Source organism: Rhodococcus sp. DK176 (assembly GCF_038447315.2).
In the GTDB taxonomy this organism is placed as follows: Bacteria; Actinomycetota; Actinomycetes; order Mycobacteriales; family Mycobacteriaceae; genus Rhodococcus_F; species Rhodococcus_F jostii_A.
The window spans coordinates 4,036,099-4,051,143 of record NZ_CP118321.2; the positions used below are offsets into that span (position 1 = coordinate 4,036,099).

General features: G+C 67.5%; 12 protein-coding genes. 5 read left to right on the top strand and 7 right to left on the bottom strand.

Annotated elements, in window-relative coordinates; genetic code table 11:
- Nucleotides 1–11 precede the first annotated feature (11 nt).
- Both PSR88_RS19040 and PSR88_RS19045 read left to right on the top strand, forming a co-directional pair.
- Complete coding sequence (locus PSR88_RS19040) at nt 12–2,042, top strand: phage holin family protein (RefSeq protein WP_029539732.1); 2,031 nt, start codon at nt 12–14, stop codon at nt 2,040–2,042.
- Between the two features lie 227 nt (nt 2,043–2,269).
- Nucleotides 2,270–3,562 carry a diacylglycerol/lipid kinase family protein gene (locus tag PSR88_RS19045; RefSeq protein ID WP_009476823.1) on the top strand — a complete coding sequence of 431 codons (1,293 nt, stop codon included), beginning with the start codon at nt 2,270–2,272 and terminating at the stop codon, nt 3,560–3,562.
- A gap of 4 nt (nt 3,563–3,566) precedes the next feature.
- Here the strand turns inward: PSR88_RS19045 and PSR88_RS19050 are convergent, their stop codons facing one another.
- Genes PSR88_RS19050 through PSR88_RS19065 form a run of 4 tightly spaced genes read right to left on the bottom strand, consistent with a single transcriptional unit; the run spans nt 3,567 to nt 9,343 of the window.
- Nucleotides 3,567–5,282 carry a SulP family inorganic anion transporter gene (locus tag PSR88_RS19050; RefSeq protein WP_011596321.1) on the bottom strand — a complete coding sequence of 572 codons (1,716 nt, stop codon included), beginning with the start codon at nt 5,280–5,282 and terminating at the stop codon, nt 3,567–3,569.
- 10 nt (nt 5,283–5,292) lie between these two features.
- On the bottom strand, nt 5,293–8,052 hold the full coding sequence (locus tag PSR88_RS19055) for a cation-translocating P-type ATPase (protein ID WP_016884672.1): 2,760 nt from the start codon (nt 8,050–8,052) through the stop codon (nt 5,293–5,295).
- Nucleotides 8,053–8,079: 27 nt separating this feature from the next.
- Complete coding sequence (ppk2, locus tag PSR88_RS19060) at nt 8,080–8,922, bottom strand: polyphosphate kinase 2 (protein ID WP_011596323.1); 843 nt, start codon at nt 8,920–8,922, stop codon at nt 8,080–8,082.
- Nucleotides 8,923–8,944: 22 nt separating this feature from the next.
- On the bottom strand, nt 8,945–9,343 hold the full coding sequence (locus PSR88_RS19065; RefSeq protein WP_009476827.1) for a hypothetical protein: 399 nt from the start codon (nt 9,341–9,343) through the stop codon (nt 8,945–8,947).
- Nucleotides 9,344–9,558: 215 nt separating this feature from the next.
- On the opposite strand from PSR88_RS19065, the gene PSR88_RS19070 reads away from it, so the two are divergent.
- The 3 genes from PSR88_RS19070 (at nt 9,559) to PSR88_RS19080 (ending at nt 10,757) form a co-directional block, all read left to right on the top strand.
- On the top strand, nt 9,559–9,786 hold the full coding sequence (locus tag PSR88_RS19070; protein ID WP_009476828.1) for a three-helix bundle dimerization domain-containing protein: 228 nt from the start codon (nt 9,559–9,561) through the stop codon (nt 9,784–9,786).
- Between the two features lie 81 nt (nt 9,787–9,867).
- Complete coding sequence (locus PSR88_RS19075; RefSeq protein WP_011596324.1) at nt 9,868–10,317, top strand: DUF6325 family protein; 450 nt, start codon at nt 9,868–9,870, stop codon at nt 10,315–10,317.
- Nucleotides 10,318–10,379: 62 nt separating this feature from the next.
- Nucleotides 10,380–10,757, top strand: coding sequence for an SHOCT domain-containing protein (locus PSR88_RS19080; protein WP_011596325.1), 378 nt, complete (start codon nt 10,380–10,382; stop codon nt 10,755–10,757).
- A 343-nt stretch (nt 10,758–11,100) separates the two neighbouring features.
- On the opposite strand, the gene PSR88_RS19085 is transcribed toward PSR88_RS19080, so the two are convergent.
- Genes PSR88_RS19085 through PSR88_RS19095 form a run of 3 tightly spaced genes read right to left on the bottom strand, consistent with a single transcriptional unit; the run spans nt 11,101 to nt 15,004 of the window.
- On the bottom strand, nt 11,101–12,495 hold the full coding sequence (locus tag PSR88_RS19085; RefSeq protein WP_011596326.1) for a diacylglycerol/lipid kinase family protein: 1,395 nt from the start codon (nt 12,493–12,495) through the stop codon (nt 11,101–11,103).
- Complete coding sequence (locus tag PSR88_RS19090) at nt 12,492–13,919, bottom strand: DUF2252 domain-containing protein (RefSeq protein WP_011596327.1); 1,428 nt, start codon at nt 13,917–13,919, stop codon at nt 12,492–12,494. The genes PSR88_RS19085 and PSR88_RS19090 overlap by 4 nt, the downstream gene beginning before the upstream one ends.
- On the bottom strand, nt 13,916–15,004 hold the full coding sequence (locus PSR88_RS19095) for an AI-2E family transporter (protein ID WP_016884670.1): 1,089 nt from the start codon (nt 15,002–15,004) through the stop codon (nt 13,916–13,918). Before PSR88_RS19095 ends, PSR88_RS19090 begins: the two co-directional genes overlap by 4 nt.
- Nucleotides 15,005–15,045: the final 41 nt, after the last annotated feature.

The following is a 15,045-nucleotide window of genomic DNA, read 5'->3' on the forward strand; positions in this document are numbered from 1 at the left end:
AAGGCGGTGCGATGCGCACGGTGGGCGGCGTGGTGCGGGTGCTCGTCGAGTTCTTCGTGCTCTGGGGGTCGTCGGCGCTCGCGCTCATCGTGCTCGACCGCATCCTCGGCGGCATCACCCTGGACCGGTCGAGCTTCACTCCGATCCCGACGCTCCCGGCCGCGCTGGTGCTCGCGTTGGTGTTCGGCCTGCTCAACGCCGCGCTGTGGCCGGTGATCATGCGGTTCATGTCGTGGATCGGCCCGGTGCTGCTGTTCGTCGGGGTGTTCCTCGCCGGCGGCGTGATGATGCTGTTGACGCTGTACCTGGTGCCGGTCGCGTCGGTGGACCAGTTGAGCGACGCATTCGTTCTCGCGGCGCTGCTCTCGCTGTTCACGTCCGTGGTTTCGGGAGCAATCGCGTCCCGCTCCGATACCGCGTACCGACTGATGCAGGTGCGCCGACAGCGGTTCCGGTTGCGTCGCAACGCCGCGCTCGTGGACGCGTCACCGGGACTGTTGTGTATCCAGATCGACGGCCTCGGGTACGACGTGCTGCGTCGTGCGATCGCCGACGGCGTGACGCCCGGTCTGGCGAAGTTGGTGCGCGAGACCCACCGGCTGGTGCCGTGGCACACCGACTGGAGCAGTCAGACGGGTGCGACCCAGCTGGGCGTGCTGCACGGTTCCAACCACAACGTGCCGGCGTTTCGCTGGTACGACAAGACGACCGAGCACATTTCGGTGTTCAGCAACCCGGCCGACAACGAGCAGCGCGAACTCGAGCGAACCGGCATCCCCGGCCTGCTGGCGCACGACGGTGCGAGCCGCGGCAATCTGTTCACCGGCGGCGCGCACGACAACGTGCTCGTCGTCAGCCGCATGCGCGGTGCCCGCCTCGGCGGCGGTGCCGGTTACAGCGACTATTTCGCGGACCCGGCGAGCGCGCTGCGCACGTCCATCCGGATGGTCGCGGAACTGCAACGGGAACTACGCCAGTCACTGCGGCAGAAGCGAAAGGACATCCAGCCGCGGGTGCCGCGGGGCGGGGTCTATCCGTTCGTGCGGGCGTTCGCGACCGTGCTCGCCACCGATGTCGCCGCCGCCGCGGTGGTCGGCGATCTGATCAAGGGGCGCAGCGTCGTCTACGTCGACCTGATCGGCTACGACGAGGTGTCGCACCATTCCGGCATCTCCCGTCCCGAGACCCTCGCGGTGCTGACCAAACTCGACGACGTCATCGAGATGCTGCTCGCCGTGGTGGCGCAGGCCGATCGGCCCTACCGCGTCGTCGTGCTGTCCGACCACGGGCAGAGTCAGGGCGCGACCTTCCTGCAACGCTACGGGGAAACTTTGGGGCAGTTGGTCATCCGGCTTGCCGCACAGCGCGAACCGGCCGCGGTGCAGCGCCACTGGTACGAGCGCGCATCCGAAGCCTCCCGACAGCCCGGGGCGGAGGGGCGCGGCTACGCGGCGGCCAGCGTGCACTCGCCGACGGCCGGCGAGGAGGCGCAAGCCTCCACGGGTGAGCCGATCGTGCTCGGCTCGGGCAATCTCGGTCTGATCTACTTCCCGCACCTGCCCGGACGCGCCGATGCCGACGCCATCGAGGCTGCCCATCCCGGGCTGCTCACCGGGCTGCGCGAGCATCCCGGGGTCGGCTTCCTGCTCGTTGCCGCCCCGGGTGGGTCCGTGGTGCTCGGGCCCCACGGCCAGGTCGACGTGACAACCGGCGAGGTCACCGGTGAGAACCCGCTCGCGGCGATGGGCCCCGACGCGCTGGCGAAGGTGCGACGCACCGACACCTTCGACAACGTCGCCGACATCATGGTCGGTGGCGCGTACTGGCCCGAGACCGACGAGGTCGCGGCGTTCGAGGAGCAGGTCGGCTCGCACGGCGGTATGGGCGGACCGCAGAGCACCCCCTTTCTCATCTATCCCGCCGACCTGCCCGCACCGCCCGACCCGTTGCACGGCGCCGAGGCCGTGCACAGGGTGCTCGCCGGATGGCGCGACCTTTCGACGAAACCGCGGGCGGGCGACCTATCGGGAACTGGCGCTTGACCGCTCGCGGCTGAGTCCCGGACGTCGACGCGCCCGACCGGACGGACCGCTGCCGCAGTCCGAGGCGTGCAATGTGCTGCGATCGCCTCCGCGTACGGCGGAAGATGGACATACGACGGGAAGTCGCACCGTCGCGAGGAAAGTACACGCCGCTGGTGAGGGGCAGTCACGTGAACAGATCAGGCACCGCCGATACCAGCAACCGTGGTCGACGTTGGTGGGCGCGTGTGGCGTTCGTGTTCGCCGTCGGTGCGGCGGCGGTGCCCGTGCTGTTCGCCGGGGTGCTGGGCACCGTGGCGTTGCTCATCGTGGGGACCGGTGGCGTCGTGGTCACGGTGGCGGCGTTGTACTGGTTCCTCACCCGGCGCGGAGTGCTCCGGTGGATCTCCCTGGGAGTGGCGATCGTCGCGCCGATCATCGTGCTGACACTGTTCGTCCGCGCGCAGCTGCTGTGGGTGGTGCTGCTCGCGTACGCGCTGGCGCTGCTGGCCGTCGTCTGCGCCCGCGTCGCCCTGCGTGGAAGACGGGCGGAGACGACCATGCCGGAATACCCTGCCCCGCCACCGGAGCACCCGTTCCTGATCATGAATCCGCATTCGGGCGGCGGGAAGGTCGCGAAATTCGACCTGAAGCGCAGAGCCGAAGAGCTCGGCGCCGACGTCGAGCTGCTCGAAGGGCCGACCACCATCGACGTCACCGCACTGGCCCGGCGGGCGGTCGCGCAAGGGGCCGATCTGCTGGGGGTGGCGGGCGGAGACGGGACTCAGGCGCTCGTCGCGGCGGTCGCGGCCGAGCACCACCTGCCGTTCCTCGTGATCAGTGCCGGAACCCGCAACCATTTCGCGATGGATCTCGGACTCGACCGCACCGATCCGTCCCGATCGCTGGACGCACTCCGGGACGGTGTCGAGCTGCGTGTCGACCTCGGCACCATCAACGGCCGACCCTTCGTCAACAACGCGTCGTTCGGGGTCTACGCCGAAATCGTGCGCAGTCCCGCCTACCGCGACGACAAGGCCGGAACGGTGCTGACGCTGCTCCCCGATCTGCTCACCGGGCACGCCGGGCCACGATTGGTCGCGCGGATCGGTGACACGGCCGTGGAGGGGCCGCAGGCGGTCCTGGTGAGCAACAATCCCTACGGCAACAGTGATCTGGCCGGTCTGAGCCGCCGGGACCGTCTCGATCGCGGCGTCCTCGGCGCGGTCACCGTGTCGGTGGCGAACACCCGGCAGGCGGTCGGTCTGCTGCGCCGCACCAACGTTCACGGCTTGACGCAGGAAACGGCGATCGAGGTGGTCGTGGACGCCGACACCCCGGAAATCCCGGTGGGAGTCGACGGCGAATCCCTCCTGCTCCGCACTCCGGTGCGGTGCACCATCGAACCGGACGCCCTGCGGGTGCGGGTGCCCAGGACGAGGCCAGGGGTGCGTCCGGCTGCGCCTGCGTTCGACTGGGTGCGACTGTGGCGGGCGGCGTACGGCACTCACACTGCGACCGGGGCGGCGCCCCGCGGTTGAGGGTTCAGCCGCCGGAAGGATCTCCGGTGTGGTCGGCTCGACTGTGGAATGCGGTGACAGCGGACTCGATGGTCGGATAGAAGTGCGACGAATCGAACCTGTCGCCCACCCCGAACCGGATGAGCCGGTCCTTGATCGGACCCTTCATCTCCGCGAACACCAACCGGATCTCTTTCCCTTCGAGATACGTGTCGAGGTCGACGAGTTCGTCGACGGCGGTGGTGTCGAGACCGGTGATCGGCTCGGAGGCCACGACCACCCACTCGACCGGGGTCGGCGCGGCCGCCACCACCGAGCGCACGTATTCGTCGAAGATCTCGCCGTTGGCGAAGAAGAGGGGAGCGTCGAAGCGCACCAGCACCAGTCCGGGGATGCGGAGGCCGCCGGGGTGGCGTTGGACGTCGTGGAAGCCGGGGCGGTCGGGCGTCCGGACGAGTTCCGTGCGGTACGGCTGCCACGCCTGCGCGACCACCGCGACGAAGGACAACCCGATCGCGACGAGGATTCCCTGCAGCACGCCCACCAGGGCCACCCCGAGGAATGCCGCAACGGCGAGCCCGAACTCCACGGTGCTCATGCGCCACATCCGGACCATTCCACCGACATCGACCAGCGCGGTGGCGGCGACGATCACCACGGCCCCGAGTGTCGCGTCGGGGAGATAGGTGGTGACCCCGGGGGCGACGAGGACGAAGACCAGCACGGCGAGTGCTCCGACGACGCATGCCAGTTGGGTGCGGGCGCCGCTCTGTTCGGCCACCGGGGTCCGCGACCCGCTGGCGGAGACGGGGAACCCGCCGAACAGCCCGCCGGCGATGTTGGCCACGCCGACCGCCTTCATCTCCGTGCTGCCGTTCACGTCTTCGCCGTGCCGGGCGGCGAACGTGCGGGACAGCACCCCTGTGTCGGCGAACGCGATCAGCGCGATGCCGGCCGCGGGGCCGACGAGGTTCCCCACGTCTCCCCAGTCGACACCGCCGAACGACGGCAGCGGCAGGCCGGCGGGCAGGGCGCCGACCATCCCGATGTCGTCGGTGAGTCCGAGTGCGGCGGACAGGATTATCGCGCCGACCACGGCCACGAGTACGCCGGGGATGCGGGGCAACCAGATGCGGAACCCGACGATGACGGCGAGGGAACCGATCCCCATGGCGGCGGCGACGGGGTCGATGTTGCCCTGTATGACGGACTGTCCGATTTCCCCGATCTCTCCGATGAGGCCGGATGCGTCGACGGAGAACCCGAGCAGCTTGGGCAGTTGGCCGACGACGACGATGAGCGCGATCGCATTGAGGTAGCCGAGCCGGATGGGCTTCGACAGAAGTTCGGTCACGAAGCCGAGATGCAGGAATCCGCCGACGAGGAGAATGAGGCCGACGAGGACGCCGAGGACTCCGGCGAGGGCGAGCGCACTCTCCGGGTCGCCGGCCACGGCGAGAGGCAGAACCGCCGCGGCGATGAGCGGTGCCAGCGACGAGTCCGGGCCGAGCACGAGGATTTTCGACGGTCCCACCAGGGCATAGGCGAGGAGCGGGATGATCGTGGCGTAGAGGCCGGCGTAGGCGGGCAACCCGGCGGCCTCGGCGTACCCCATCCCGGCGGGAATGAGCAGGGCGGTGAGGACGAGTCCGGCGGTGATGTCGGGGCGCAGCCATTCGCGGCGGTACGCCCGGGCAGTCGCGATGCCGGGTAACTGCGCGAGGCTACCTGTCCAGGACATGGTCCGGGCCTCAGCGCGCGCGTTGCGGGTCGACCGCGGCGGCGGCGGTCATCGGTGCGGGCGGCGCCGAGCGGAGGTGGCGCCGGCGCCGGAACGCCTTCTCCGCTTCGACGACGATCGGGATGATCAGTGACCACCCGAGGCAGGCGAGCCACTGGCCGCCGGTCAGCGATGTGGTCATGAGGAGGTCTTGGAGGAACCCCGCCTCGACCGCGAACACCGTCACGATGATCGGGATGGACAGGATCTTCAGTGCGCCGAGGATCGGTGGGGTGAGCCCGGACTCCGGGTCGCGCCGCATGACGAGCCCGGCGAGGATGGAACCGAACGACAGCACCACGAACGCCGTCGTCATGGGAACGTTCGCCTCGGTCGTGCTCATCTCGCCCGGCGCGAGGAGCATCGCGGCGAGCGTGACGGCGAACTGCAGGACGCCGTATGCCAGCCACTGCACGAACGCCCTCCGGTTGGCTATCGGCATCTGCGGGTCGCGGGGCGGCTTGTTCATCAGATCCGGTGGCGGAGGGTCGAGCATGATGACGGCGACCGGGAACAGCGTGATGAAGAAGTGCTGGAACAGCACCATCAGCGGGGTGAGCGCGACCCCGTCGTTGATGTCGAAAATGCTCGCGACGAGAAACAGCAGCACCAGCGAGAACAGTTTCGACATCTGGTAGCGGATGTACGACACAATCTTTTCGTAGATGTTGCGGCCCAAGCGGATCGCGGTGATCAGGGTGCCGAAATTGTCGTCGGTGAGCACCATCTTGCCCGCCTGTTTGGTGACTTCGCTGCCCGAGCCCATGGCGACGCCGATGTCGGCCTTCTTCAGCGCGGCCGCGTCGTTGACGGCGTCCCCGGTCATCGCCACGACCGCACCGTTCTTCTGCATGATGTCGGCAAGGCGCAGTTTGTCCTGGGGGGTGACGCGGCCGAACACGTGCAGGTTCGGGAGCGCGGCCGACAGGTCGTCATCGGTCATGGCCTGGAGTTCCGCACCACCGATCGCGCCCGGTCCGAGCCCGAGTTCGGCGCCGATCGCGGATGCCGTGATCGCGTGGTCGCCGGTGATCATGCGGACGTCGATGCCGGCCTCGTGGGCGGTGCGCACCGATTCGATCGCCTCCGGCCGAAGCGGGTCGATGATGCCGACCATGCCGACGAATATGAGGTCCTCGACGAACGACATGGGGTCGGCCACCGCGGCCTCCTCCTGCCCGTCGAGGCGGCGGACCGCGAAGGCAAGCACGCGAAGCCCCTTCTCGGACATGGTCCGATTCGCTGCCGTCAGTTCCTCCCGGACCTCGTCGAGCGGCACCTCCTGCCTGCCCGGCCGGAAGGCGGTCGCGCACCGCGCCAGGACCACGTCGGGGCCGCCCTTGACCAGTTCCACGAATTGGGTTCTGCCATCGACCTGGAGATGGTGGAACGTCGCCATGAACTTGTACGCAGAGTCGAACGGCACGGCGGCGACGCGCGGATATGTTCGCCGGGTCAGTGGGGCGTCGACACCGATCTTCGCCGCGAGCACCACCAGCGCGGCTTCCGTCGGGTCGCCGACGACCTCTCCGGTGCCGGAGACCGTGGCGTCGCTGTCGAGGCACAATCCGTACGCGAGCAGCGTGAAATCCGGGACGGCCTCGCCCGCGACGTGGGTGATCTTCCCCGACTTGGCGTAACCCTCACCATCGACGGTGTACCACCGGCAGTGGAAGTACAGCGACCGCACGGTCATCTGGTTCATCGTCAGCGTGCCGGTCTTGTCCGAGTTGATCACGCTGGTGGCGCCGAGGGTCTCGACGTCCGTAAGGTTTTTCACGATGGCCTTGGCGTCGGCCAGCTGCCGCGCGCCGTAGGCCAGCATCGCCTGGACGAACGTCGGCAGACCGGTCGGGATCGCGGAGACCCCCATGGAAATGCCGAGCAGCAGAAGCGTCGTCACGTCCTGTCCGCGAATCACCCCGATGATGACGATGATTGCCACCGCCGTCCACGCGATGATGCCGAGCACTTTGGTGAGCGAGTCCAGTTCGCGCTGCAGCGGGGACTTGCTCGGTGCGACCGCAGACAGCATCGACGCGATCTGGCCCATCTGGGTGTGCATCCCCGTTTCGGTGACCACCATGGTGGCGGTGCCGCGGGTGACGGAGGTGTTCTGGAAGACCATGTTGCTGCGGTCGCCGAGAGAAATGTCGAGGTTGCCGAGCGTCTGGGGGTCCTTCGCGACGGGTGCACTCTCACCCGTCAGCGCCGCCTCCTGGGTCTCCAAGGTGGCCGTCGCGAGCAGGCGGCCGTCCGCGGGGACGATGTCACCCGCCTCGAGCTGCACGACGTCGCCCGGCACGAGTTCGGTGGCGTCGAGCTGGATCAGTGTGCCGTCGCGGACCACCCGCGCCTGCGGTGTCTGCATCTTCGCCAGCGCGTCGACGCTGGCGCGCGCCTTCACTTCCTGCCGTGTGCCCAGCACGATGTTGAGCCCGACGAGAACCGCGACCACGATCGCCGTCGGGATTTCGCCGATGACGATGCTGACCACGGCCACCGCGACCAGCATCAGGTTCATGGGGTCCTTCAACTGCAGCAACGCGATCGACCACGTCGACGGCGCCGGCTCGGAGGCGATCTCGTTCGGACCGTGCCGTCGGCGACGTTCGTCTACTTCGCCGGCCGTCAGCCCCGCCTGCCGATTGGAGGCCAGTGCGGACACGACGGCGTCGGCGTCCTGGGCATGCCAGGCCGTCTGCGCTTGCGCGGGTTCCGTCGAGACCATGACCGCTCGTCCTTTCCGCTCGGATTCTCAGTAGGGGGTGGGAATCCAGTGCAGTGGTTGCCTCGGCGCCTCGTAGCCGTGCGGGCCCCGCCGCTCCGGCAAGGTGATGTCGGGGCGTTCGAGGGGTTCGTAGGGGATCTGGCTCAGCAGGTGGCTGATGATGTTGAGCCGACCGCGTTTCTTGTCGTCGTTGACCGCGACGTACCAGGGCGCCCAGCCGGTGTCGGTGAAGTGGAACATCTCGTCCCGCGCCCGTGAGTAGTCGTACCAATGGGTGTACGACTTCAGGTCCAGGTCCGACAGCTTCCAGACCTTCCGCGGGTCGTCGATCCTGCTCTGCAGTCGCAGCGTCTGTTGTTCCTCGCTCACCTCCAGCCAGTACTTCAGCAGGATGACGCCCGAGTCGACGATCGCGCGTTCGACCGTCGGGACGAGTTGGAGGAACTGCTGCGCTTCCTCCTCGGTGCAGAATCCCATCACCCGTTCGACGCCCGCCCGGTTGTACCAACTACGGTCGAAGATGACGACCTCTCCGCCGGCCGGGAGATGGGGCAGGTACCGCTGCACGTACATCTGCGACTTCTCGCGATCGGTCGGGGCCGGCAAGGCGACGACACGGAACACGCGCGGACTGACCCGCTCGGTGATCGCCTTGATCACGCCCCCTTTCCCGGCGGTGTCGCGGCCCTCGAAGACGATGCAGATCCGCGCATCCGACGATTTCACCCATTCCTGCAATGCGACGAGTTCGCCGTGGAGCGGACGGAGTAGGCGGCGGTACTCCTTGTTCTTCATCGGTGCGGCGGGCTCGGCACCGTCCGGCCGGGGCAGGTCGAGGCCGGATTTCTCGTGCTTCGACTTCTTTCCCACGGCTTCTACCCCGGCCGCCTGCTCAGACCCGATCCGGATTCCAGGTCGACACGGCCCAGATCACCACGACGTCGAGGGCGATGATGAGCACCGACCACCACGGGTAGTACGGAAGCCACAGGAAGTTGGCGAGTATGGAGACGGCCGCGATCACGATCGCGGACACCCGCGCCCATCCCGCGCCGGTGAACAGCGCGAGGCCGACGCCTGCGACGAGCACACCCAGCACGATGTGGATCCAGCCCCAAGTGGTCAGGTCGAACTTGTAGATGTAGTTCAGCCCCGCCACGAATACTTCGTTCTCGGCAACCGCGGCGATTCCTTGGAAGAGGTGGATGATGCCGACGGTCACCATGATGATGGCCGCCCCGATCGAAGTGCCTGCCGCGACGCCCTGCTTGACCGACGTTGTCTCGGACATGACCGTCCCTTTCCTTACCGCGAGCCGGGCGGCCCGGTATCTCCATTGTCCGCCGTTTCACCTGGTGGTAGTCGGGAAACTGTATTTCCGGGCATACTCCGGATATTTGATTCATCCCAGACTCAGGGTTTTTCACGGTCTGACACCGAACCGAGTTGTTCGAGAGGCCGTTTCGTGTCTTGACGGTGGTTCCGCGGCGGGACGACGATGAGTCGATGACCGGCGATGACGAACTGCTTCAGATCGAGCGGGTCATCGAACGCCTGACCACTCGGTATCCGGCCGCCTCACCCGTGGACGTCGAGCACATCGTGCGTACTGTCCACAAGCGCCTCGCGGAGTGCAGGATCCGTGATTTCGTACCCCTCCTCGTCGAGAAGGCGGCACGGCGTGAACTGTCGGACCGCGCAGCGGCCGAAGCGACTGGTGACCTTGTTCTCTAGTCGCCGCGCCCCCCAAGGGTGAATACTGATGAAGAAGCTGTGTGTGGCTGTCGCTGCTGTCTTCGGAAGAGAGGTCTCGCAGTGAACGACACCGATTTCGACGAACTCGGGCCCATCGACTATCTCGTCGTGGAGTTCCCCGCCGACCGGAGACCGGACGGATCGGCGTTGCCCCTTCTGATCGACCTGGTAGAACGAAACATCATCCGCGTGCTCGACCTGATCTTCGTCCGCAAGGAAGCCGACGGATCGCTCGCCGGTGTCGCCATCGAGGACCTCGGGCTCGACGGCGGTGTGGACGTGACGCTGTTCGCCGAGGCGGCAACGGGTCTGATCGACCGAACAGACCTCGAGGATGCGGCTGCCGTCCTGGCCCCCGGGTGCTCCGGAGCGATCCTCGTCTACGAGAACTGCTGGGCCGCACCGTTCGCCTCCGCCCTCCGGCGGGAGGGCGCGCAACTGGTGGCCTCCGGCCGAATCCCCGTCCAGGGCATTCTGGCGGCGCTCGACACGCTCGACACCACCAATTGAGATTCGAGGAGGCCGGAATCCTGGCCTGCTGACCGGAACACCGAGTGGACGGAGCGTCGAAAATGGAAGGTTTCTGGGAGTTCTTCTGGTTCATCTTCGTCTGTTTCGCCTTCGCGGCCTACTTGTCCGTGTTGTTCTCGATCATCACTGACCTGTTCCGGGACCGCGAGACGTCGGGGTGGGTCAAGGCGATCTGGATCATCTTATTGTTCGTCATTCCCTTCCTGTCTGCACTGGTGTACGTGATCGCCCGCGGCGACGGCATGGCGAAGCGGTCGATGGCCGCCGCTCATCAGGTCAAGCAGGCCCAGGACTCCTACATCCGCGACGTCGCCGGGAAGTCCCCGGCTCAGCAGATCACGGAAGCCAAGGCGCTGCTCGATTCCGGCGCGATCTCCGACGCGGAGTTTCAGGCGATCAAAACGAAGACACTGGCGTAGAAAGGATTTCGAGTTCGGCGACTTCTGTCCATGGCCGCGTTCGATGGGTGCTGCGCACCCGGTGGCCGGTGGCTCTCGGCTGACGTAGGACGATATCGATCTCCGGCTGCAGGACGGATCCGAACGACTTATGTAGTCGGACCGTGAATCCTTTTGCGTTTCAGAGTTGTCAGGATTTGAGGTGTCGGCCTCGGGATCTGATGGAGGCGGCGGCACGCCATGCTGTCACTGGGGGCGAAATCGAACTCGCACCCGGACCTCTACTCTGCCGGGGCGTATCTCTGTCCCGCAACAGGTTTGCTCGGCTCCGTAATGTTGACGTGGGCTCGGTCTCGGCCTGGCCTCAGCTGTCGGGAGCCGGGTCGTCGGCATTCTTCGCGGCGACGGTGTGCGCATCTGGTGGTGGTGCGCTCTGACGGTGCCATGCCAGTTCGCGGAGCCGGACCCAGTCGACTGCCGCTTTTGCGGGACGCACGCCGGGGCGATCGCGGGGGACCCGCACGCGCAGGGCGCCGGGCTCGATCGTGCAGCGCACCGGGGTGTCGAGGAGCAGCGATTCTCCGTCGACGCCGACGGGGGTCTGGCGTGTGTGGGCGTCGACGACCACCTCGCCCGTTGTGTGTTGGGTCAGGCCGTGGGCGTTGACCCGGCCGAGGAGGCCGACCGCTTGACGGGTGTTGGCCACCGACACGGTCACGGCGCCGAGGACGCCGCGGTCGAGCCGGTCGCGTCGGTTCAGGCCGGCGAGATCGCTGCTGCCGTAGGGGTTGTTGCTCACCAGCACCGCTTGCGGGTTCCGCACGGTGACGTCGCCGATCCGGGTGACGAGTGGGGCGGCGGCGTGCCCGGTGAGCAGGTCCGGGAGCATCTCGAGCACAGTCCCGGTCTTGTCGTTGCGGTAGGCGGGACTGCGGACCACCTCGGCGTAGACCCCGAAGGAGGCGTTGTTGACGAACGGACGGCCGTTGATCCGGCCGAGGTCGACGGCGAGCTCGACCCCGTCGCGCAGGGCGTCGAGACACCGGCTGGGATCGGCACGGTCGAGTCCGAGGTCCATCGCGAAGTGGTTGCGGGTCCCGGCGCTGATCACCAGGAACGGCAGATCGTTCTCGGCTGCGACCCCGGCGACGAGGGCTTGGGTCCCGTCGCCGCCGGCCACACCGAGCAGGTCGGCGCCGCGGGCGACCGCCCGCCGGGCCAGTTCGGTGACGTCGACGGTGCCCGGGCCTTCGAGCAGGACCACCTCGGCGCCGAGTTCCTCGGCCTTGCGCTGGAGGTCGAATTTCGCGACCTTGCCACCACCGGAGTGCGGGTTCATGATCAGCACCGGATGCCGCGCCGGTGGGGCGGGCACCTCGCGCACGGCGGTGTCCGTGGTTCGTCCGCTCAGGGCGGCGCGGGCGCAGAGCACGGCGAGGATCGCGAGAATGGCGGCGGCGACGACCTCGGCGAGCAGGTGGGCGCGAATGAACAAGACCAGCACGACGATCGGTGACAGTATCGCGATGGTCAGCGAAATCCAGCGCAGGACACCGCGAGTGGCGAGGAACCAGTACAGTGCGGCGACCATGACGACGACGCCACCGACTCCGACGACGAGGACCCCGAGGGAGCTGAGCAGGCCGGCGGACACCAGCGGCACCGCCACTGCGAGGATCGCCAGTGCGAACGCCGCCCGCGCCCACCAGCGCCGGGATCGGGTCGCGGTGTCGGGGGAGCCGGATCGGTTGTCGCTCATCGCCCGGTCCCCGGGTGTGCGGTGATCCGGCCGTCGTCGATGGCCTGGCGCAGCGCGGCGTGGTCGCGGGCGTTCTGGTCGGCGTAGGCCTCGGCGAAGGAGGCCAGCGCTTTATCGAAGTCGTCGTCCGAGCCCAGGTACCCGGCGATGGCGAACCGGTCGCCGGCGCGGGCGTGCGCATACGCGAGCACGCGGGCGCACAGCCGGCCGTAGAGGGTCATCAGGTGGGCGGACATGGTCTCGATTACGGCCGAGCCCTTGCCGTCGCGCAGCTGGCGGACGTAGTAGTCCCGGACCGTCCCGTCCGGGTCGGGTCCCTGTTGCCAGCCGAGGAGGATGTCGCTGGCGGCCTGGATGAGGCGTTGCCCGGTGACGACGCGTTCGCCCTGGTTGGTGACCGTGGGGCCGTCGAGGTATTCCGCGAGGACCGACGGCTGTGCCTCCTTGGCCTGTAGGAACAGGGGGTCACCGCCGGTGCCGCGGAGCAGGATGATCCAGGCCCGGGTGCCGACGCTGCCCACGCCGACGACTTTCCGTGCCGTCTGGACGTATTCGAATCGATCGAACAGGACACGTCGGGCGGGTTGCAGGGTGTCGCGGTATTCGCGCAGTCGCTGGATCAGCTCCCGGTTGATCTGTTCGGCTTCGGTGTCGGTGAAGATCTCCTCGATGGGAACGACCAGCGGCGGTGTGCTCACGATCCGCGGGGTGCCGTCCACGAGGGTGGTCAGTTTGGACAGCGCCTGCATGCTGTCGCGGCCCCAGGATTTGCGGATCGTCTTCTTCACGCGTTTGCGTGCCGAGGAGTCCAGGGCGTCGCGGAGCTCGTCCAACTCGGCGGCGGCGTCGATGTGGGAGTACCAGACCGCGAGCTCGCCGCACTCGGCCTGGCGGGTCATCGTTTCGCGGTATTCGGCCGCGCAGGCGCGGGCGATCCGCTTTCGTTCTTTGCCACGGAACCCGTTGCCGCGGCCGGCGACGGCGAGGCTCGCGACGAGTCGTTTGACGTCCCATTCGAAGGGGCCGGGATAGGTTTCGTCGAAGTCGTTGACATCGAAGGCGAGGTCGCGTTCCGGTGTGGCGAAGAGCCCGAAGTTGCTCAGGTGGGCGTCCCCGCACAGCTGGGTGTGCAGACCGGTGGTCGGGGCGTGCGCGAGGTCGTCAGCCATCACCAGGGCGGCGCCGCGATAGAACGCGAACGGTGACTCGGCCATCCGCCCGTACCGGATGGGGACGAGGTCGGGGACCCGGGTGGTCGCCTGGGACTCGAGCAGGCCGACGGGGTCACGATCACGGGTTCGATCGTGTTCGGCGATGGCGCCGAACGGGATTCGGTGCCGAACCGTTTCGCCGTGCTCGGTGCGAGCGGCCCGGGTCGGATGGTCGGTGGGTCGCGGTGCGGGGGGAGCGTCTGGTGTTGTCATGGCGTAGTCCCTGGCTTCGCGGCGACGGTGTCGTCCGGTTCGTCTTCTTCCGGTGTGCCGTCATCGGGTGTCACCGTGCTGGCGAGCATGACCTGCACCCATCGCGTCGACGGATCGATGTCCACCAGCATTGCCTTGGCGAACGGTGTCAACGGGATCGCCAGGATCGCCCCGAGAGGTCCGAGCACCCACGACCATAACACGAGCGAGAGGAACGTGAACGTCACCGTCAGGCCGACCGCGTCGCCGACGAACTTGGGTTGAATCACCGACTGGATGAGCACGTTGAGCGCGCTGTATACGACGATCACCCACAGCATCAGCACCGGGCCACCGTCGAGCAGGGCCAGCAGCGCCGGTGGGATGAGGCCGATGATGAAGCCTATGTTCGGAATGTAGTTGGTGATGAACGAGAGCAGCCCCCACAGGATCGGCAGCGGGATGCCCATCAGCCACAGTGCGCCCGCGTCGAGCACCGCGACGATCAGACCGAAGAAGGTCGCGACGAAAAGGTAGATGAGCGTGCCGGCGGCGAAGTTGGTGAACGCCGAAGCGAGGTCGGGGCGCAGCCGATTCAGTGTGTTCAGCCGCCACGTGTAGGTGGCGGCGTCGGCGGACATGAACAACAGCAGGGCGAACACGAACAGCAGGTTCGAGAACACCGCGAGCGTGCCCGCGAGAATATCGCCGACCAGGTCGGTCACCTTGGACATGTCGATGCCCGCGATCATCTGCTGCACCTGGTCCGAGCCGATACCGTGCGATTGCAGCCCGGACTGCACGTTGCCGACCATTTCGTCGAACTTGTCGGAGTATTCCGGGAGCAGGGTGGACAGTTGAGCAATCGAGAACACCGGGGCCAGGACGAGGAACAGCAGAATCCCCCACACGGCCAGGATCGCCACGATCATCACGAGCCACCCCGGCCAACCCCTGCGCCGCAACGCGTTGGGGATCGGTTGCACCGCAACGGTGAGTATCAGCGCGAGAAACACCGGTCCGACGATGTCGGCGAACGCCTTCAACGCCCCGAGGGCGACGACCAGGCTCGCCCCGCCGACCAGGACGATGACTCCGCGGGGCATTGCCCAATTCGGCACGGTCGCCGGTGACGCAGATGCTGGGC